The 19643-nt window shown below is 70.4% G+C and carries 16 protein-coding genes; 5 read left to right on the forward strand and 11 right to left on the reverse strand.

Annotation, left to right across the window (positions count from 1 at the left end):
• Positions 1–55: 55 nt before the first annotated feature.
• Positions 56–1012 carry an NADP-dependent oxidoreductase gene (locus tag ABH935_RS10205; RefSeq protein ID WP_370377569.1) on the forward strand — a complete coding sequence of 319 codons (957 nt, stop codon included), beginning with the start codon at positions 56–58 and terminating at the stop codon, positions 1010–1012.
• A 381-nt stretch (positions 1013–1393) separates the two neighbouring features.
• Here ABH935_RS10205 and ABH935_RS10210 read toward each other — a convergent pair whose 3' ends face one another.
• The 3 genes from ABH935_RS10210 to ABH935_RS10220 all read right to left on the reverse strand — a co-directional run bounded on the left by ABH935_RS10210 (position 1394) and on the right by ABH935_RS10220 (position 6594).
• The gene (locus ABH935_RS10210; RefSeq protein WP_370377570.1) at positions 1394–3799 is read right to left on the reverse strand and encodes a ricin-type beta-trefoil lectin domain protein; all 2406 of its coding nucleotides are present in this window, start codon (positions 3797–3799) and stop codon (positions 1394–1396) included.
• A gap of 14 nt (positions 3800–3813) precedes the next feature.
• A complete protein-coding gene (locus ABH935_RS10215; RefSeq protein WP_370377571.1) occupies positions 3814–5184 on the reverse strand; it encodes a cellulose binding domain-containing protein in 1371 nt (456 codons plus the stop codon).
• Positions 5185–5418: 234 nt separating this feature from the next.
• Positions 5419–6594: an epoxide hydrolase family protein gene (locus tag ABH935_RS10220; protein ID WP_370377572.1), complete on the reverse strand. Its 1176-nt coding sequence runs from the start codon at positions 6592–6594 to the stop codon at positions 5419–5421.
• Positions 6595–6714: 120 nt separating this feature from the next.
• Here ABH935_RS10220 and ABH935_RS10225 point away from each other — a divergent pair, with 120 nt between their 5' ends.
• The 4 genes from ABH935_RS10225 (at position 6715) to ABH935_RS10240 (ending at position 11955) form a co-directional block, all read left to right on the forward strand.
• Positions 6715–7314 (forward strand): TetR/AcrR family transcriptional regulator, encoded by a 600-nt coding sequence (locus tag ABH935_RS10225; RefSeq protein WP_370377573.1) that lies wholly within the window; start codon positions 6715–6717, stop codon positions 7312–7314.
• A 126-nt stretch (positions 7315–7440) separates the two neighbouring features.
• Positions 7441–9627, forward strand: coding sequence for an MMPL family transporter (locus ABH935_RS10230; RefSeq protein WP_370377574.1), 2187 nt, complete (start codon positions 7441–7443; stop codon positions 9625–9627).
• 4 nt (positions 9628–9631) lie between these two features.
• A complete protein-coding gene (locus tag ABH935_RS10235; RefSeq protein ID WP_370377575.1) occupies positions 9632–10315 on the forward strand; it encodes a response regulator transcription factor in 684 nt (227 codons plus the stop codon).
• A 230-nt stretch (positions 10316–10545) separates the two neighbouring features.
• Positions 10546–11955 carry a sensor histidine kinase gene (locus ABH935_RS10240; protein ID WP_370377576.1) on the forward strand — a complete coding sequence of 470 codons (1410 nt, stop codon included), beginning with the start codon at positions 10546–10548 and terminating at the stop codon, positions 11953–11955.
• Positions 11956–11959: 4 nt separating this feature from the next.
• Here the strand turns inward: ABH935_RS10240 and ABH935_RS10245 are convergent, their stop codons facing one another.
• From ABH935_RS10245 to ABH935_RS10280, 8 genes are all read right to left on the reverse strand, one after another.
• Positions 11960–12730, reverse strand: coding sequence for an urease accessory protein UreD (locus ABH935_RS10245; protein ID WP_370377577.1), 771 nt, complete (start codon positions 12728–12730; stop codon positions 11960–11962).
• Entirely contained in the window at positions 12727–13455 is a 729-nt protein-coding gene (gene ureG, locus ABH935_RS10250; RefSeq protein WP_370377578.1) for an urease accessory protein UreG, read from the reverse strand. The genes ABH935_RS10245 and ureG overlap by 4 nt, the downstream gene beginning before the upstream one ends.
• A gap of 28 nt (positions 13456–13483) precedes the next feature.
• Entirely contained in the window at positions 13484–14209 is a 726-nt protein-coding gene (locus tag ABH935_RS10255) for an urease accessory protein UreF (RefSeq protein ID WP_370377579.1), read from the reverse strand.
• A 12-nt stretch (positions 14210–14221) separates the two neighbouring features.
• On the reverse strand, positions 14222–15955 hold the full coding sequence (locus tag ABH935_RS10260) for an urease subunit alpha (RefSeq protein ID WP_370377580.1): 1734 nt from the start codon (positions 15953–15955) through the stop codon (positions 14222–14224).
• Complete coding sequence (locus ABH935_RS10265; protein ID WP_370377581.1) at positions 15948–16313, reverse strand: urease subunit beta; 366 nt, start codon at positions 16311–16313, stop codon at positions 15948–15950. The genes ABH935_RS10260 and ABH935_RS10265 overlap by 8 nt, the downstream gene beginning before the upstream one ends.
• On the reverse strand, positions 16310–16612 hold the full coding sequence (locus tag ABH935_RS10270) for an urease subunit gamma (RefSeq protein WP_370377582.1): 303 nt from the start codon (positions 16610–16612) through the stop codon (positions 16310–16312). Before ABH935_RS10270 ends, ABH935_RS10265 begins: the two co-directional genes overlap by 4 nt.
• A 22-nt stretch (positions 16613–16634) precedes the next feature.
• Entirely contained in the window at positions 16635–18341 is a 1707-nt protein-coding gene (locus ABH935_RS10275; protein WP_370377583.1) for a cytosine permease, read from the reverse strand.
• Between the two features lie 99 nt (positions 18342–18440).
• Positions 18441–19502 (reverse strand): substrate-binding domain-containing protein, encoded by a 1062-nt coding sequence (locus ABH935_RS10280; RefSeq protein ID WP_370377584.1) that lies wholly within the window; start codon positions 19500–19502, stop codon positions 18441–18443.
• Positions 19503–19643: the final 141 nt, after the last annotated feature.

A 19643-nucleotide genomic window follows, 5' to 3' on the forward strand; every position in this document is an offset into this window, starting at 1 on the left:
AACCGGAGCACGATCCGTTTCGCGACGGCTCCGCGAACCCGAGGAGATGCGAACCATGCAGCAGCACCACGACCGGCAGCGCAACGGCACGAGCCGGGCGGTCCGGTTCGAATCGTTCGGCGGTCCGGAGTCGCTGACCGTCCAGGACGTCCCCGAGCCCCACGCGGGCGCGGGACAGATTCGCATCCGCGTCGCAGCGGCCGGACTGAACCCGATGGACTGGTTCATGACCTCGGACGCGAAGACCGCGGCGCGGTTCGGCCTGAGCTTGCCCTGCGGATTCGGAACCGACTACGCGGGAGTCGTCGACGAGGTCGGTGCGGACGCGAGCGGCTACGCGGTCGGCGACCGGGTGTTCGGGACGGCCGTGTCCCGGGCGGTCGCCGACTTCGTCGTGGTCGACGCGGACGGGACCATCGCCGACGGCGTCGCGCACCACACCCCGGACGGCGTCGACGACCGCACCGCGGCCACGCTCTCGATCGCCGGCAGCACCGCGGCCGCCGCCCTCGCCGTCCTCGGCCTCGGCCCGGACGACACGGTGCTGGTCGGCGGCGCGGGCGGCGGGGTCGGGGTGTTCGCCGTCCAGCTGGCACGCATCGCGGGTGCGCGAGTCATCGGGACCGGGTCGCCGTCGACGGCGGACCACCTGCGCGCCCTCGGCGCCGAAGCGGTGGCGTACGGCGACGGCCTGGCCGACCGGGTGCGCGACCTCGCGGCGGGCCCCGTCACCGCGGCACTCGACCTCCACGGCACGGACACCGTGCACGCCGCCCGCGAGCTGGGGGTTCCGGACAGTCGCATCTGCACCGTCGCGGGCATGGTCGACGGGGTCCCGGCCGTCAGCGGCGCCAGCGCCGGGCCCGCCGCCCTCGACGACATCGCTCGCCTGGTCGCAGCCGGCCGCCTGCGCGTTCCCATCGCAGCGACCTACCGCGTCGAGGACATCCGCGCGGCCGTCGAGCTCCAGGCGGACCGACACGTCCGCGGCAAGGTGGTCATCGATCTCTGATCTCGGCGCCGCACCGGACCTGCCAGACGCCGACCGCAGCCAGGGCGGATACCTCGGCCCGCGCTCGGCCCGCGCCACCAATCGATCTCTGATCTCGGCGCCGCGCCGGACCTGCCGGACGCCGACCTCGGCCGGGGCGGATGCCTCGGGTTGTGCTCCGGTTGTGCCACCAACCGATCTCTGATCTCGGCGCCGCGCCGGACCTGCCGGACGCCGACCGCAGCCAGGGCGGATACCTCGGGTTGCGCTCGGGTTGTGCTCGGGTTGTGCTCGGCCCGCACCACCAGCGGCTCGATCCGCCTCCGGGGTTCGCAGCACCCTGACCGGGGAGCCGCCGCGTCAGCAGCTCCCCGGTCCTCGCTCCTTCAGGTGGCTATCCGGCTATCCGTGGGTCCACTTCTGGTTGCTGCCGCCGTTGCAGGTCCACAGCTCCAGCAGCGTGCCGTTGCCCGTGGCCGCTCCCGTGGCGTCGAGGCACAGGCCGGACTGAGCGCCGGTGATCGTGCCGCCGGCGTTCAGCGTCCACTTCTGGCCGGCGCCGCCGGTGCAGGGCCAGATGTCGACCTTGGTGCCCGCGCTGGTGCCCTGGCCGGAGGCGTCCAGGCAGTCGCTGCCGTAGACCCGCAGTTCGCTGGCGGCGGTGGCGGTCCACTGCTGGTTCGTCCCGCCGTTGCAGTCCCACAACTCGACCTGCGTGCCCTGCGTCTGCGAGGCGTTGGGCACGTCGACGCACCGGCCGGAACCCGTGCCGATGATCTCGCCGCTGCCGCCTCCGCCACCGCCGGAGCCGGGCGTGATCGACAGGTTGTCGAACTGCGCGGTCTCGCCCTGGCTGGTGGCGTAACCGATCTGACCGGCGCCCCACGTGTTGCTGTTCGCGGTGCCGACCTGCGTGCCGTCGATGGTCGCGGTGATGGTGCTGCCGGAGAAGGCCAGGGACAGGCTGTGCCAGCGGCCGGTGCCCAGCGCCGCGACGGTACCGCTGGCCAGGGTGCTGACGGTGGCACCGGTGTTCGTGCTCAGGATCGACCACGCCCCGGCGTCACTGACACGCAGATGGTAGGCGTTCAGCCCGCCGGCTCCGCCGTAGGACTGGGTGTTGGCCCGGCCCATCAGCTCGGCGTAGCCCGACTTCTCCAGCAGCACGTCCGAGCCGACCGTGTAGTTGCTCCAGCCCACATCGCCGAGCAACGCATGGGGATCGGACAGCGTGTCCCAGGTGATCGGCGCCTGCGGGCTCATCTGCCGCACACACTGCCCACTGCGACCACCGCCACAAGCAGCGACCTCGAAGGAACCCTGCCAGTCCATCAGGTACTTCGCTTCGCTGCCGGTCGCTTCGCCGTCGAAGCCGTCGCTGTACGGCAGGCTCATCGGCGCGGAGGCGGGACCGGCCGCCGTGCCCTTGCCCTGCCCCGTCGTGGTTGTCAGGGAGTAGACATAGCCGGGCTGCACAGTCAGGCTGAAGCTTCCGCCGGACGGCGTGACGTCAGTGGTGTGGACGAAGTAGTCGGCGGAGTTGTTGGAGTTGACGTTGGTCGCCCACACGTGCACCTGGCCGGTGGACAGTCCCCCGGCGACGGTGAAGTTCAGCGTCTGTGCGCCGCCGGCGTCGATCGTCTCGATGATGGTGGAGTAGTCGCTGTTGTTCGGCGCCTTGAGCGTCACATAGCTGCCGCTGCCGCGATTGCCGCCGATGTAGCCGCTGGAGGAATCCAGGTACTTCCAGCCCGGCGCGGTGAACTGCGTGGTCTGCGCCATCACCCACGCGTTCTTGCCCACCGAGTACGAGCCGGACCACGGCTGCGGCGCGGACGCCACACCCATCGTGGGATACGGCAGGTTCGGCGTGATCGCTGCGACGACCGGCCAGTTAAGGTACGCGGTCATCCGCCCGTCGATGTAGCCGCGGTTGATGCCGCGCGCCATCGCCTGCGCACCGGCGTTGTAGTCGTCCGAGCCGTTCTCGCTGGCCCACAACTGCTTGCCGGACGAGCTCGCGGCCGACGGCACGCTACAGCTGGACTGCGCCGAGCGATAGCCGCACGGATAGTGCGCCCCGAGGATGCCGACAGCGGAAGCGAAGGTCGAGTTGGAGTCGACGTCGTTGGCTATTGTCCAGTCGGAGTCCGCCCCCACGATCTGGACGCCGGCGTATCCGTTGGCGTTGAGCGCGCTGCGCAGCTGCTCGTACCAGGCGACGTTGTACCCGCGCTCATTCCAGCCGCCGAGGTAGTCGATGGTCAGACCCTGCGACTTCGCACATCCCAGCCAGGAGACCAGGTAGTTCACCATGTCGGTGGACCAGAAGTTCCCGCCGCCGATCCACCCGGGCGCACCCCACGCCAGGCCGTACAGCTTGATATTCGGGTTGCGGGCCTTGGCCTGCTCGGCGAGCCAGAACTCGTAGCCGACGGTGCAGTTCACCGCGCCGCGGCTGTGCTCGATGCTGGGCTCGGCGCCCGAGGTGGAGTTGGTGTCGCCGCCGATCTCGATCTTGAGGATCTGCGCCGCCGCGCCGTAGTCCGGCTTGAACATGTAGTCCAGGATCTGGCCGCGCTCGGGGTCCGGATAGTCAATCAGCAGCCTGCTGTTGCCGCCTCCGCCGCTGATCGCGCCGACGCCGTCGAAGGTGCGTCCGCCGGACGCGCCGTTGAGGGTGATGGAGGTGGCGGCATGGGCCGGTGCGGCCACGACCGCGACCACACCGCTCGCGGCCAGCACGAGGCCGGCGAGCGCCGCCGTGGAGGATCGCAGGCGTCTGAGGATTCGGCTGAGTCCTGACACGATCGCTTTCCCTTTCAGCTCGTGCTGCACGTCAGTGTGGGCGAGCTGTTAGTACCCGAGTAGCCGCCCTGGAAGCCGAACGACGTGTTGCCACCCGGGGCTATCGAGCCGTTGTAGCCCGCGTTCGTCACGCTCACGGCCGATCCGCTGGTGCTCACGACGCCGTTCCAGAGGCTCTGGATCTGCTGGTTGCCGCCCCAGGTCCAGGCCACCTTCCAGCCGTTGGTGGGTGCCGTCCCGGTGTTCGCCACGGTCACGTTGGCTGTGAACCCGCTGTTCCACTGGCTGGTCAACGAGTAGGTCGCGGTGCATCCGCTGCCTCCTCCTCCCCCGTTCGAGGTCGTCGTCGCGGTCACGCCGGCGGACTGCGCCGAGACGTTGCCGGCCGCGTCGTAGGCGGCGACGGTGTACGTGTAGCGCGTCGAGGCGGACAGGCCGGTGTCGGTGAACGTGGTGCCGGCGGTGGTGCCGGCCTGCACGCCGTTGCGGTAGACCCGGTAACCGGCCACGCCGACGTTGTCGGTGGACGGCGACCAGGACAGCGCGGCCGAGGAGGCCGTGGTCCCGGTGACCGCGAGGTTCGCCGGCACCGACGGCGGCGTGGTGTCGCCGCCGGAGCCGGTGGTGGCCGCGACCGAGAAGCTGTTGGTGCCCAGGCCCTGGCCGCCCTGCCAGATCTCGAAGCCGGCCTCGACGTCGAGCAGATAGTTCGAGGGGTTGATGGAGCCTCGGGCGACCGCGTCCTGGAACAGGGCCTTGAGGTCGAGGTTGGAGACCGAGGTGGCGCCGGGGTTCAGGACGTAGGAGATGATCTTCCACGAGGTCTGCTGGCCGGTCCACACGTTCCAGTTCATGCCGTCGACGTTGGTGTTGCCGGTCTGCGACCCGAAGGGCTGCACCCCGCCGCGGCTGTTGATCCAGATCATCACCTCGGTGCCGTCCGGCTGGCCGGTGGTGGTGGGCGTGGAGTTAAACCAGATGTCGTAGGCGACGTCGTACGTCCCGGACGAGGGCTGCGTGGTGTTCCATGAGCTGACCGCGCTGCCGAGCTTGCTCATCTGGATCGGGAACTCACTGTTCCCGGTGCACAGACCCCAGTGGCAGCCCTTGTAGATCGACGGATACGTGGCCGGCGCGCCACCGCTGAGATTGAAGTTCGCGGTGCTCACCGTCCACGCGGTCCCGCCGTTGTAGGTGACGCACTGCGGCGCGGTGGAGTTCCACTCGTTGGCCTGGATCACGTAGTCCCCGGCCGGGATCGTGCCGGTGCCCGAGCACGTGGTCGTGGCGGCCTGCGCGGCCGGCAGCGCGACCGCGGACAGCGCCGCCGTGAAGGCGATCGCGAGGGCAGCCGCGAGAGCACGCGCCCTGAGAAGACGAGCCATCTGGTCCTCATCCTTTCGAACATCCGCCGACGTACACCGCGTCGCCGGTGAAGGTGCCAAGAAGGCACCCCCACCGCAAGCTGCGTCGAACCGATTCGCTGCGGATGATGTCAGGCACATGTCGGACGCCGCAGGTCACGCGTCGTCGAGGCGCTTGCTGCCGGCGCACGGCTGCCGTGCGGCGCGGCGAAACTTTCAGCTGACCCCGCGGCAGGCACGCGCAACGGGCTCGCTTCAGGAACGAAGGCTCCTGAGACCGGTGCGGATCTCGCTGATCAGGATCTCGGGCTGCTCGAAGGCTGCGAAGTGCCCGCCCCGGCCGGCCTCGCCGTAGTGGATCAGGTCGGCATAGGTGTCTTCGATCCAGCTTCGAGGCAGGCGCGGGATGTCGCGCGGGAACACGGTCACCGCGACCGGCAGCGTGAGCTTCGGCCCGGCGAAGCTGCCCGACTTGTTCTCCCAGTAGATGCGGCCGGATGACGCGGCGCTGTTGGTGAACCAGTAGAGCGAAATCGCGTCCAGCATGTCATCGGTGCTGAGAGCGTCCTCGGCGAGCCCGCGATTGTCGGTCTTGGATTGGAACTTTTCGTAGATCCAGGCCGCCTGGCCGGCCGGGGAGTCGGCCAGAGCGAATCCGACGGTCTCCGGCTTCGTGCCCTGAAGATGGCTCGATCCACCCAGATCACCGTTGTAGAGGGCGAGACTTTCGACGGCATAGCGTTCTTCAGACGACAGCGTGTCGGGTATCTCCGCGGGAAAGGCGAATTGGGTGTTCAAGTGAATGCCGAGAAGCCCCTCAGGCCGCATGACGCCGAGGGCGGTAGTGACGACGGCACCCCAATCACCGCCTTGAGCGGCCCAGTTCTCATAACCGAGACGCGCCATGAGCTCCACCCAAGCGGCTGCGATGCGGGAGACAGTCCACCCCGCCTCGGTCGGCTTCTGCGAAAACCCAAATCCGGGCAGCGACGGGATGACCACATCGAAGGAATCTTCGACGTTCCCTCCGAACGCCACAGGGTCGGTCAGCGGGCCGATCAGTTTCAGGAATTCGACGATCGAACCCGGCCATCCGTGCGTCAGGATGAGCGGCATCGCGTTCGGATTCCTGGACTTGACATGGATGAAGTGAATATCGAGCCCGTCGATCGTCGTCAGGAACTGCGGGAACCGATTGATCTCCGACTCGAATCGACGCCAGTCGTACTCCCGCCCCCAGTAGTCGATGAGCGATTTGGCATTCTCCAGCCGGACACCCTGCGACCAGTCGGGAACGGTCTCCGGATCCGGCCATCGCGTCCTGGCCAGCCGCTGCTTCAAGTCTTGGATCTCGGAGTCCGGGATCGCGACGGTGAACGGGCGGACGAGGGCTGAAGGTGCCGGTGCGGGCGCGGGCGTCGATGCGGTCATTGGCCTGTTCTCCTGAACTCTTGCTCCACGGTGCGACGGCGGCGGCCGTTGCACACTCGTGTGCATTGCACACCGGTGTGCAATCTACCTCGTTGCACACCGGTGTGCAATGATGGAGCCGTGCAGACCGAACCCGCCCGGCCGCGCTCCGTGAACGACACCCGGGACCTCATCCTCGACGTCGCACTCGACGTCCTGGGCCAGAACCCGAACGCCGGCATGGGCGACATCGCCACCGCCGCCGGCGTGGTCCGCCGCACCGTCTACGGCCACTTCCCCACCCGCACCGACCTCGTGCGGAGCCTCACGCAACGGGCGGTCGACGAGATGGTCGCCGTGCTCACCGAGGTCAACGCGTCCGACGCAGCCGCCGAGACGGCATGGGTCGATTTCATCGCCCGCGTGTGGCCGTTGGCGCGCCGGTACCGAGTGCTGCTGACGCTTCGGCGCGGCGAGTACGGCGAGGAGATCCACGCCCTGCTGGGACCGGTCGACGAGATCCTCGCCGACCTCGTGCGACGCGGCCAGGACACCGAGGTCTTCGGACGACACCTGCCCGCGGACACTCTCAGCCAGGTCGCCTACGCCACCGTGTTCACCATCGCGGACAACCACCGTTCCGACGAGGCCCTCGATGTCCGCGCGGCGACGATCACCAGTCTGCTCATCCTGGGAGTCCCCGAGCCGCGCGCACAAGCGCTCGTGGACGGACAGCCCTGACGCGCGGCTACCGACCGGATCGTCGGCTTCATGAACCCTCCCCCACCAGCGCTGTAAGCCTCCGGTAAGGCAGCGCGACCTAGGGTCCGGACCGCTCCCGTGGGACGGGACACCTAGGAGGGACTCATGGACAAGATCAGCGGATTCCTGCTCCGGCATCGCGGGCTGGTGGGGCTCGCCTGGCTGGTGATCACCGTCGTCGGCGTCGTGCTGGCGCCGTCGGTGTCGGGCCGCCTGCAATCCGGCGTGCACGTGAACACCGCCGCCTACAACGCCAACGTACAGATCGCCAAGCAGTACGGCGGGGTGACGGAAGACCCCGGCGTGCTCGTCCTCAACCTGCCGGCCGGGCAGACGGTGACCTCGCCGCAGACCGCGGCCGAGCTGCGGGCCGTGGACGCCGCGCTGGCGAAGGCCGCGCCGGACGTGCGCACCGTCTCCTACGCCGCGACCGGCAGCCCGGCCCTGGTCGGGACCGGCGGCAGCAGCACCATCGTGCTGGCCTACCCGCCGCACCAGGGCGACGACGTCAGCACCGCCGTCGTCGACCAGCTGACCGCCGCCGCGAAAGCCGCCGCGCCGGGGCTGACCGTCCACGGGACGAGCGAGAAGGCGCTGGAGGCCGGCAACCAGTCCTCCGGCGGCAACTCCAGCGTCCTGGGCGAGCTGCTCATCGGGGCGATCGGCGCGCTGGTGGTGCTGGCCTGGGTGTTCGGCTCGTTCCTGGCGTTCCTGCCGCTCATCATGGCCCTGATCTCGGTGCTGACGATGCAGCTGCTCATCTACGCCCTGACCTACGTGATGCCGGCCTCCTCCCCCATCGCGCCGGCCGTGCAGTACATCGTCGCGCTGCTGGGCCTGGGGCTGTCGATCGACTACTCGCTGCTGGTGGTCAACCGCTGGCGCGAGGAGCGCGCCGCCGGGCGGTCCAACGATGAGGCCGTGCGGGTGGCGATGCGGCGGGCCGGGCACTCGGTGTGGTTCAGCGGCATCGTCGCCTCGCTCGGCCTGTTCGCGCTCACCGTCGTCCCCAACTCGCTGGTGCGCGGGATCGGCGTCTCAGGGCTGTTCATCCCATCGACCGCCACGCTGGTCGCGCTGACGCTGTTGCCGGTGGTGCTGTCGAAGATCGGGCCGCGCGTGGACTGGCCGCGGCGCAAGAAGTCGGGCAGCGCCAGCCGGTTCTGGAGCGCGTGGTCGCACGGCGTCATCAAGCACCGCGTGGCCGCGGCCGTGCTCGGCCTGGGCATCCTCGGCGCGCTGGCCGGGACCGCGGCGACGATCAACATCGCGCAGCCCACGACCGGCGCGCTGGCCTCGTCCGGCGCGTACACCGACGGCCTGCACGCCCTGACCGCCGACGGATTCCCCAGCGGCACGCTCACCGCCGTCCCGAGCTGGGTCCCGGATGCCACGCGGGCGCCGTCGATCGTGACCTCGCTGGACCACGTGACCAGCCTGTACGGCGCGGTCGCGCCGACCGGGTCGGGCTGGAACCCCGGCGGCAGCGCGATCGTCGTGGCGATCCCGTGGCACGAGGTCGGCACCGCGCAAGCAGGGACCTCGCTGGCCGACATCCGGAACGCGGTCCCGCCCGGCACGCTGACCGGCGGCGACGCGGCGTTCGAGACCGACCTGGTGAACTCCACCTACAACTCCTTCCCGCTGCTGTTCGGGATCGTCGCGGTGGTGACCTTCCTGCTGCTGGCCCGCGGCCTGAAGTCGATCCTGCTGCCGGCCAAGGCGGTACTGCTCAACATGCTGTCGGTGGCCGCCTCCTACGGTCTGCTGGTGCTGGTGTTCCAGCACGGCATCGGCATGCAGGCGCTGTGGGGCACGAGCTCCTACGGCTCGATCGACCGGCTGGCCCCGGTGCTGATCTTCGGGTTCCTGTTCGGGGTCTCGATGGACTACGAGGTCTTCATCCTGGCCCGGGTCCGGGAGGGCTACGACCGCACCGGTTCGACGCGGGACGGGATCGTGGAGGGCGTCTCGCGGACCGGGCGGCTGGTCACCAGCGCGGCGCTGATCCTGTTCTTCGCGCTGGCCGCGTTGTCCACGGCGAACGACATCACCGTGCGGCAGATCGCCGCCGGGCTGGCCGCGGGCGTCATCCTGGACGCGGTGGTGGTGCGGATGCTGCTGCTTCCGGCGCTGGTGTCGTTGTTCGGGAAGGCCAACTGGTGGATGCCGGAGCGGGTCGCGCGGCTGCTGCGGCTGCCCGCGTCCGACTCCACGGCCGAATCCGAGTCTGAGTCCGTGTCCGAGCGGCCGATCACCGAGCTGTCCGGAACCCCCACCGGAAAGGACTGATCCCGTGCGGATCCTGGTAGTCGAGGACGAGCCGGCCATGGCCGAGTCCCTCACCTGGGGACTGGAGCAGGAAGGCTATGTCGTCGTGGTGGCGGCGACCGGGGAGACCGGGCTGTGGCTGGCCGAAGAGGCCGCCCCGGACGTGATCATCCTCGATGTGATGCTCCCCGGCCTGAACGGCTACCAGGTCTGCGAACGCCTCAGGAAGAACGGCGTCTGGACCCCGATCCTGATGCTGACCGCGATGGACGACGACCTGGACCAGGCCGAAGGGCTGGACATCGGCGCGGACGACTACCTCACCAAGCCGTTCTCCTACCCGGTCCTGCTCGCGCACATCCGGGCCCTGACCCGGCGCGGCCTGCGCGAGCGGCCGGCGGTCCTCACCGCCGCCGGCCTCACCCTGGACCCGGGCAGCCGCTCGGTGACGCGCGACGGCGTCGCGGTGGACCTCCCGGCCCGCGAGGTGGCGGTCCTGGAGTACCTGATGCGCAGCCAGGGGCGCGTCGTGTCGAAGGCCGAACTGCTGGACCACTGCTGGGACGCCGCCTACGACGGCGGCCCGGCGGTGGTCGAGGTCGCCGTCCACCGGCTGCGCCGGAAGATCGACCCGCCGGGCGGGCCGCCGGTGATCACGACGCTGCGCGGCGAGGGATACCTGATTCGAGCACAGGACGAACGGTCATGACTTCTCCTGCCCACCGCGACGCCCGACGCGCGCAGGCGGCGGACGCCGAACCCGCAGACGGCGCCGGACCGGGCTCGGGCCGACCGGGTTCAGGCCAACCGGGCTCGGGCCGACCGGGTTCAGGCCAACCGGGCTCGGGCCAACCGGTTTCAGGCCGCGGCGCCGGTCCCGCCGCCCGGCAGCGCACACCGTGGCGGTCCCGGCTGCGCGCGATGCGCTCCATGCGCACCATGCGCGCTCGCGTGACCGTCGTGGCCGGATCGGCCATCACCGCCGGACTCGTGGCCGGCCTGCTGCTGATGTACCTGCTGCAGATGAACTCGGTCCGCAGCACCATCGACGGCCAACTGCGCACCTACGCCGTGCAGATCGAGCAAGCCGGCGAGTCGGGCACCTGGCCGCGCCCGCTGCCGCCCTCCACCATCGACCCCAACGCCGCGGCCCAGGTGACCGACGCCGAGGGACACGTCCTGGCCGCCACCGCCACGCTGTCCGGCGACCCGGCCCTCTACCGCCTCGCCCCCGGCTCCGACACGCCCACACGGCTGCCCGCAGCCGACGGCCGGCTCCCCGGCGAGGTCCGCGTCTACGGAACCCGAGCCACGGTCGCCGGCCAGCCGGTGAGCATCATCACCGGCACCGGCACGGGGCTGCTGAACCAGGTCAACGAACAGTCGGCACACGCCCTGCTGTTCGGGACCCCGGTCCTGCTCCTGCTGGCCGGCGTCACCGTCTGGCTGATCACCGGCAGGGCTCTGCGACCGGTGGAACAGATCCGCCACGCCGTCACCGAGATCACGTCGGCCAGCCTGACCCGGCGCGTGCCGGAACCCGGGACGGACGACGAGATCGGCCACCTGGCCGTCACGATGAACGACATGCTCGCGCGGCTGGACGAGTCCGCTCAGCGCCAGCGGCGGTTCGTCGCCGACGCCTCGCACGAGCTGCGCAGCCCGCTGGCCGCGATCCGCACCACGCTGGAGGTCGGCCTCGCGCATCCCGACGCCGCGCCGTGGCCGACGATCGCTCAACGGGCCGTGGAACAGGCCCGGCGGCTGGAGGACCTCACGCAGCAGCTGCTCGCGCTGGCCAAGACCGACGATCGGCAGCTGGCGGCCAGGGCACGACCGGTCGAAATCACCCGGCTGCTCGACGACATCCGCGCCACGAGCACGACGACCGCGACGAGCACGACGGCCGGGGACGCACCCATCGCCATCGCCGTCACCGCGGCTCCGGGCAGCATCGTCGGCGACCCGAACCATCTGGAACGCATGTTCCGCAACATCATCGACAACGCCGTCCGGTACGCACACAGCGTCGTCGACGTCACCGGAGAAGCCGAGGAAGACCGGATACGCGTCCTGATCGACGACGACGGACCGGGGATCCCCGTCGAAGACCGCGAGCGGGTCTTCAACCGCTTCGTCCGGCTGGACGAAAGCCGAGACCGCCACACCGGGAACGCAGGCCTCGGCCTCGCCATCGCGCGCGAGATCGTCGCCGCCCACCACGGCCGCATCGCCATCAGCGAGAGCCCGCAAGGCGGCACACGCGTGACCGTCGAGCTCCCCCGCGAACAAGCCGGCACGGACGCCCCGCGCGGAGGCGACGATCAGCCGCGCCTCGTTCCGTACTAGAGGTTCAGGCCGACTCCACCGCGTACCCCCGATGCAGCCGCTCCAGCCCCAGCCCGTCGCCGCTCAGGGCACTGATGACGACCGCCGGCCCGTCGAGCGGGAACACCGCCACGGCGCGGTGCGCGTCGTCGCGGGGTTCGAGCGTGAGGCGGTCGGCGGGCGGTACCAGCTCCCAGGCCGGGTCGACGATCACCGTGGTGGAGCTGGCGCGGTCGGCTCCGGTGACGGCGGGGCCGAGCGAGCCGGGGTGTTGCGGGCCCAGGGCCACGGTGTGGTCCAGGAGCGGGCGGCCGGCGCGGCGGACGCACAGCCGGGTGGCCACCGAGCCGGGTTCCTCGGCGTGGCGGCCGAGCAGCGTCTGTTCGTGCCAGGTCAGGTGGGCGTCGGCGGCCAGCTCGACGCGCACGGTGGTGCGGTGCCTGGCGCCGCGCGCCGCGATGAACGGCTCGGGGTCCCACACGAGCTCGGCACCGCTGTCGACGGACACGCTGATGTTCAGCGTCGACTCGCCGGGCCGCAGTCCCGGCAGGGCCACCGTGGCGGCGACGCTGCGGACCCGCACCTTGGCACCGGGGCCGAGGTGCACGCCGAGGTGAAGTTCATCGCCGCCGACCGGCCCGGCCGCCCCGGCGACGAGGTAGACCTGGGCGACGCCGGGGGCCTCGCCGTCCGCGAGGGTCTGGCGCAACAGCAGCGGTGCCTGGCCGGCGAGGGTGGTCAGCCGGGTCGTGCCGTCGGGCCGCGCCTCGGCCGCCAGGCGCGCTGTCGCCTTCATACCGGAGTCGGGGCGGCGGTCGTCGCAGCGACAGACGCCGCGGCGGCAGTCGTCGCATCGGCGGCCTTCGCGGCGGCGCGGCGCTCGGCGATCAGCCCCCTGATCCACGCCGCGACGTCCCCGGCCAGCGCGTCGGCGGCCAACGACATGAACACGGTCGGCCGCTCGGTCCCGTGCGCGTCGGTGCGCTGCCGCGTGGCATCCCGGCGCATCACGTCCAAGTCCGCATGGACCAGCTCGGCCAGATCCGTCTTGTTGATCGCCAACAGATCCGAAGAGATGATGCCGGGACCACCCTTGCGCGGCACCTTGTCTCCGCCGGCCACGTCGATCACGAATATCTGCCGGTCGATCAGGCCCTTGCTGAAGGTCGCGGTGAGGTTGTCGCCGCCGCTCTCGACCAGCACCAGATCCAGCGGCGCGAACCGGCTCTCCAGCGCTTCGACGGCTTCGAGGTTGGCCGAGATGTCGTCGCGGATCGCGGTGTGCGGACAGCAGCCGGTCTCGACAGCGGAGATCCGCTCGGGGTCGAGAACACCTTGGCGCAACAGGATCTCGGCGTCTTCGCGCGTGTAGATGTCGTTGGTCACCACGGCCAAGGCGTACTCGTCCCGCAGTGCGCGGCACAGCGCCGCGACCAGCGCGGTCTTGCCCGAGCCGACGGGTCCCCCGATGCCCACGCGCAACGGTCCGTCCGAGCAGGTATCGCTACGGCCGAATGCCATGCCTGTTCCCGTGGCTTCCTCAGGATATTTACGATGCAAAGAGACGCACCTCCCATGTGCTGTGATGTTCTGCCGAGATGTCCAGGCGGGGTGCGCTGAACGACGGCAACTCGCTGATCGGACCGAGCGCCGCCTTCACAGCACTGTCCGCGGTGTCCTGGATGAAGGGTTCGAGCGCGGCGAGAACCGCGGTGACCGCGTCGGGGTCGATGCCGAGCAGCCGCGTGGCAGCGTTCGCCGGGCCGCTGACGGAACCGAGCGCCGAGCCGACGGCGACGTCATACGCACTGAGCCCGGCGGCCGCGCCCGCCGCACCGAAAGCGATCGGCTGATGCGGTCCCTCCGGATGCACGGCGGAAGCCGCAGCGAGCGCCGGCCCCGGCCAGCCCGCCCGAACCGCGCGCAGCAACTGCCGGCCCAGCTTTCGCGAGGCGCGGCGTTGTGCCGGCGAAGGGGTACGCGCCTCGTACTCGGCGTCGAGCTCTGCCAGTAGCGCGCCGTCCGGCCCGCTCGCCGCGTCGTTCGCCACTGTTTCGCCCGCCACCGTTTCGCCTGCCGCCGCTTCCAGCGCCGCGGCTGCGAACGCGGCTCCGGTCAGCCCGGTGGTGGTGAGCCGGCCGAGCAGAAACGCATACAAGTCGGCAGCATCTCCGACCCGCCCGGCGGCGACAGCGGCTTCCAGCCCGCCCGAGTGCGCGTGCGTGCCCGCGGGCAGACGGCTGTCGGTCAGCATGAGCAACGAGGTCAGGTTCACGGATCCCGGGCCTCAGAACAGGAAGTACCGCTGGGTCAGCGGCAGGGTCCGGGCCGGCGCGGGCTCCACGACCTCGCCGTCGATGCGCACGGTGAAGGTGTCCGGCTCGACCTCGATCCGCGGCAGCGCGGTGTTCTCCGGCAGGTCCGCCTTCGTCAGTCCTCGGACATCCTTCTGCGCCACCAGCTCGCGCCGCACGCCGAGCCGCTCGGCGAGCCCGTCCTCCAGCGCGGCCGGTGCGACGAACGCGACGCTGGTCGCGGGAGCCGCGGCGCCGTACGCCCCGAACATCGGCCGGGGCAGCACCGGCTGCGGCGTCGGGATGGAGGCGTTGGCGTCGCCCATCGCGGCCCAGGCGATCGCACCGCCCTTGATCACCAGGTGCGGGCGGACCGCGAAGAAGCGCGGGTCCCAGAGCACGAGGTCGGCGAGCTTGCCCGGTTCCACGGATCCGAGCTCGGCGTCCATGCCGTGCGCGACGGCCGGGCCGATCGTGTACTTGGCGACGTACCGGCGGGCCCGGTGGTTGTCGGCCGCGCCGTCGCCGGGCAGCGCGCCGCGCCGTTCCTTCATCGCGTGCGCGGTCTGCCAGGTGCGGATGACGGTCTCGCCGATCCGGCCCATGGCCTGGGAGTCCGAGCCGATCATCGAGATCGCGCCGAGGTCGTGCAGGATGTCCTCGGCCGCGATCGTGGTGGGCCGGATGCGCGACTCGGCGAAGGCCAGGTCCTCCGGGATCGCCGGGGACAGGTGGTGGCAGACCATCAGCATGTCCAAGTGCTCGTCGATGGTGTTGACGGTGTGCGGCCGGGTCGGGTTCGTCGAGGCCGGGAGGAAGTTCGGCAGTCCGGCCACGGTGATGATGTCCGGCGCGTGCCCGCCGCCGGCGCCCTCGACGTGGTAGGCCTCGATGGTGCGCCCGGCGATCGCGGCGACGGTGCCCTCGACGAACCCGGCCTCGTTGAGCGTGTCGGTGTGGATGGACACCTGGGCCCCGGAGGCGTCGGCGACCCGCAGGCAGACGTCGATCGCGGCGGGCGTCGCGCCCCAGTCCTCGTGGATCTTGAATCCGGCCGCCCCGGCGCGCAGCTGTTCCCACAGCGCGTCCTCGTTGGTCGTGTTCCCCTTGCCGAGCAGCGCGAAGTTGACCGGCCACGGATCCAGGGCCTCGAACATCCGGGCCAGATGCCAGGCGCCGGGCGTGACGGTGGTGGCCTTGCTGCCCTCGGCCGGTCCCGTGCCGCCGCCGATCAGGGTCGTGACGCCGGAGGCCAGCGCCTCGGTGACGGACTGCGGGCAGATGAAGTGCACGTGCCCGTCGATGCCGCCGGCGGTGAGGATCTTGCCGTTGCCGGCGATGACCTCCGTGGACGGGCCGATCACCAGCCCCGGATGCACGCCGTCCATGGTGTCGGGGTTGCCGGCCTTGCCGAGCGCGACGATCCGGCCGTCGCGGATGCCGACGTCGGCCTTCACGATGCCCCAGTGGTCGAGCACGATGGCGCCGGTGATCACGGTGTCCGGGCTGCCGGGCACGTCGCCGCGTGCGGTGCGGGTGACGTGGCCCATGCCCATGGACTCGCGGATCACCTTCCCGCCGCCGAACACGGCCTCCTCGCCGTATCCGGCCGCCGCGCACAGGTCCTGCTCGACCTCGATGAACAGATTCGTGTCGGCGAGCCGGACGCTGTCGCCGACGGTCGGGCCGTACAGCGCCGCGTAGCGTTCGCGGGATATCTCAGCCATCGAGCCTGCCCTCCTGCCGCGCGCCGCTGATCCCGCGCAGTCCGGTCACGACCCGCCGCCCGGCGATCGGGACCAGCGCGACCTCGCGGGCCAGTCCCGGCTCGAACCGCACGGCGGTACCCGCCGGGATGTCCAGGCGCAGGCCCCAGGCGGCGTCGCGGTCGAAGTCCAGGGCCGGGTTGGCCTCGGCCAGGTGGTAGTGCGAGCCGACCTGGACCGGCCGGTCGCCGGTGTTAAGCACGGTGAGCGTCGTACGCGGCGCGCCGGCGTTGAGTTCGATCGGCTCGGTGGCGAGCCGGACCTCGCCGGGGATCGGTCCGGGGATCGGTTGCTGTGTGTCGTCCACGCCGGGCCTCATCCGATCGGCCGGTGCACGGTGACGAGCTTCGTGCCGTCCGGGAAGGTCGCCTCGATCTGCACGTCGTCGATCATCTCCGGCACTCCCTCCAGAACGTCCTCGCGCGTCAGCACGTGACGTCCGGCGTCCATCAGCTCACTGACGCTGTGGCCGTCCCGGGCGCGTTCGAGCAGGAACGAGGTGATGACGGCGATCGCCTCCGGGTAGTTCAGCCGCAGCCCGCGGGCCCGCCGTTCCCGGGCCAGGCCGGCGGCGACGTGGATGAGCAGGCGTTCCTGCTCGTGGGGGGACAGAAGCATGATTGCGCGCGCCTTTCGTCGATTACGCCGTGGTCGCGGTGAGCGGCATGCCCAGGTCGACCGGCCCGGAAACCGCCTTCTTGCACGCGTCGTGGCACGCGGCCTCCAGGCTGCAGCACAGCGAGCAGATCGGACCGTCATGGAACGGACAGGAGGCTATGTCGGGCCGTTCGAAGGCGTCCGCGCAGACTGTGCAGGTGAGCTCCACGGCCGACAACTGGCCGTCCACGATCAGCGGCTCGTCGAGGTCGTCCACGCGGGCGATGTAGTACTTGCCCTTCGTCGCGTAGGCCAGGATCGGCGGGAGGACCAGGCCGATGCCCAGGGCTATCAGCGGGGAGAAGGCCTTGGCGTAGGCGCCGAAGGCGTTGAAGTACGCGACGATCGAGACCGCGGAGGCGACGAGCATCGAGCCGAAGCCGACCGGGTTGAAGTTGTACAGGTGCGCACGCTTGAACTCGATGTAGGACGGGCTGAGTTTGAGCGGCTTGTTGATGACCAGGTCAGCGGTGACCGCGCCGATCCAGGCGATGGCGACGTTGGAGTAGAAGCCGAGGACGTTGTTCAGGAACCCGAAGACGCCGAACTCCATCAGGGCCAGCGAGATGCCGACGTTCAGGAAGATCCATACGACGCGGCCGGGGTGCTTGTGCAGGACGCGGGAGAAGAAGTTGGACCAGGACAGCGAGCCGGAGTAGGCGTTGGTCGAGTTGATCTTGATCTGCGACAGGACCACGAAGAACGTGGCCAGGCCCAGCGCGACCGGCGCCGCGAAGGTCTTCAGGCCCAGCAGGTACTGCTGGATCGGCTCGTCGGCGACGGACTTGCCGATCTTCTCGGTGACGTAGAACGCCAGGAACGCACCGCCCAGCTGCTTGAGCGCGCCGAGGACGACCCAGCCCGGACCGGCCGAGAGCACCGCGCCCCACCACTGCTTCTTGTTCTTCTCCGTCTTGTCCGGCATGAAGCGCAGGTAGTCGACCTGCTCGCCGATCTGCGCGATGAGCGAAAGCGCGACCCCGGCGCCCGCGCCGGCGCTGAGGAAGCTGAACCCGGCGCCGGTCGGCGAGTCGCCGCCGAAGTGCGTGAAGCGGCCGAACTGCCCCGGGTCCTTGATCGCGATCGCGATGAACGGCGCGACCATCAGGATCAGCCAGATCGGCTGGGTCCACACCTGCATCTTCGACAGCGCGGTCATGCCGTAGATCACCAGCGGGATGACCAGCAGGGAGGCGATCAGATAGCTGACGGCCAGCGGGATGTGCAGGCCGAGTTGGAAGGCCTGCGCCATGATCGAGCCTTCGAGGGCGAAGAAGATGAAGGTGAAGCTGGCGTAGATGATCGAGGTCAGCGTGGAGCCGAGGTAGCCGAAGCCGGCGCCGCGGGTGAGCAGGTCCATGTCGACGGAGTACTTCGCCGAGTAGTACGCGATCGGGATGCCGGTGACGAATATGACGAAGGCGGCGATGCCGATCGCGACGGCGGCGCTGGTGAACCCGTAGGAGATGGCGATCGAGCCGCCGATGGCGAAGTCCGCGAGGTAGGCGATGCCGCCGAGCGCGGTCGTGGCGACGACGTAGGGGCTCCAGCGGCGGAAGGACTTGGGCGCGTAGCGCAGCGAGTAGTCCTCCAACGTGTCGTTCTTGGCCCAGCGATGGTACGCGCGCTGGGCCTGCCCGGTGCTGGACGGGGCGGCCGGGCTGTCGGTGCCGGTGTGGGTGTCGGTCATGCCGGTTGAGCCTGGTGCGCGGGTGTTGAGACCGTGTTACGCAGTGTTACTTCACAGAGAAATTATTTCTGCGACGGGGTATTCCGGCCCTGCGCCGGTCTAGAGTTGCGCGACGATGTCGAAGTCGAAGGCGTCGGCCCTCGCCAGATAGATGGGTTGCTCCACATGGTTGCCGTGCAGCCGGACCGTGCCGCGCGGGCCCTCGTACGCCGCAGTCCGCCCCGCGCGAAGCAGGGTGCGGACGTCCAGGCTGTCGGCCCGTGCACCGAGGGCCGCCAGCAGCCGGACGCCCTCGTAGCAGGACTCCCCCAGGCTGCTGAGCACCGGAGCCTGCGTGCCGAAGCGCGCCGCGTAGCGACCGCTGAAGTCCAGGCTCTCCGCGGTGGCGAGGGTTTCGAAGTAGCCGGCCGCCGCCCACAGGTTCTCGGTGGCCTCGGCGCCGGTGGCCATCAGCATGTTCTCGTCCATGTGCGTGCTCAGTCGCAGGGCACGTTGATGCAGGCCGTAGGCCGCGTAGGCCCGGTTGAAGTGCACCGCGTCCGCGCCGATCAGCAGCATCAGGACGCCGTCCGCCGCGCTGCGCTCGATCGCGCGGACCACGCCGCTGTAGTCCTCGGTGCCGAGCGCGACGAACTCCTGGCCGCAGACGCTCCCTCCGCAGGCACGCGCGTAGCGCAGCGCGGCGCGCGCCGTCGCACGTGGCCACACGTAGTCGTTGCCGACCACGAACCAGCGGCGGACGCCGTGCGACCCGGCGAGCAGCCGCATCGCCGGAAGGAGCTGGCGCGCCGGGGTCTCGCCGGTCACGAAGACGCCGGGGGTCCGCTCGCCGCCCTCGTACTGCGCGGTGTAGACGTACGGCACGCGACCGGCGATGCGCGGCGCGAGCACCTTCCGCACGGCCGAGATGTGCCAGCCCACGACCGCGTCCACAGCACCGATGGCGACCAGGGCCTCAACCTCGGCCGCCACCTGCTGCGGCGGACCGCCGCCGTCCACCGGCAGCAGGCGGAGCCGCCGCCCGAGCACGCCGCCGGTGTCGTTGAGCTCGCTGACCGCCAGCCGCGCGGACAGTTCGCAGGACGGGCCGAAGACGCCCGCGGGTCCGGACAGCGGGATCACGAGCGCCACGGTCAGCTCCTCGCGCGATATGCGGGACAAGCGACCACCTCGGTGACGGATACGGGGATGCGAGGATGCGGACAATGGTGAGGGTGCGGCGGCGGACCGGGCTTCGGCTGGGGTTGGGGCTGGGGCTGGGGCTGGGGCTGGAGCTGCTGGGGCACCGCGGCGCGCGCCACG

This window comes from Catenulispora sp. GAS73, assembly GCF_041262085.1.
GTDB lineage: Bacteria > Actinomycetota > Actinomycetes > Streptomycetales > Catenulisporaceae > Catenulispora.

Coding starts and splice junctions, on each gene's coding strand:
- ABH935_RS10205 (WP_370377569.1), top strand. CDS start 56: ATGCAGCAGCACCACGACCGGCAGCGCAACGGCACGAGCCGGGCGGTC.
- ABH935_RS10215 (WP_370377571.1), bottom strand. CDS start 5,184: ATGGCTCGTCTTCTCAGGGCGCGTGCTCTCGCGGCTGCCCTCGCGATC.
- ABH935_RS10220 (WP_370377572.1), bottom strand. CDS start 6,594: ATGACCGCATCGACGCCCGCGCCCGCACCGGCACCTTCAGCCCTCGTC.
- ABH935_RS10230 (WP_370377574.1), top strand. CDS start 7,441: ATGGACAAGATCAGCGGATTCCTGCTCCGGCATCGCGGGCTGGTGGGG.
- ABH935_RS10240 (WP_370377576.1), top strand. CDS start 10,546: ATGCGCGCTCGCGTGACCGTCGTGGCCGGATCGGCCATCACCGCCGGA.
- ABH935_RS10245 (WP_370377577.1), bottom strand. CDS start 12,730: ATGAAGGCGACAGCGCGCCTGGCGGCCGAGGCGCGGCCCGACGGCACG.
- ureG (WP_370377578.1), bottom strand. CDS start 13,455: ATGGCATTCGGCCGTAGCGATACCTGCTCGGACGGACCGTTGCGCGTG.
- ABH935_RS10260 (WP_370377580.1), bottom strand. CDS start 15,955: ATGGCTGAGATATCCCGCGAACGCTACGCGGCGCTGTACGGCCCGACC.
- ABH935_RS10265 (WP_370377581.1), bottom strand. CDS start 16,313: ATGAGGCCCGGCGTGGACGACACACAGCAACCGATCCCCGGACCGATC.
- ABH935_RS10270 (WP_370377582.1), bottom strand. CDS start 16,612: ATGCTTCTGTCCCCCCACGAGCAGGAACGCCTGCTCATCCACGTCGCC.
- ABH935_RS10275 (WP_370377583.1), bottom strand. CDS start 18,341: ATGACCGACACCCACACCGGCACCGACAGCCCGGCCGCCCCGTCCAGC.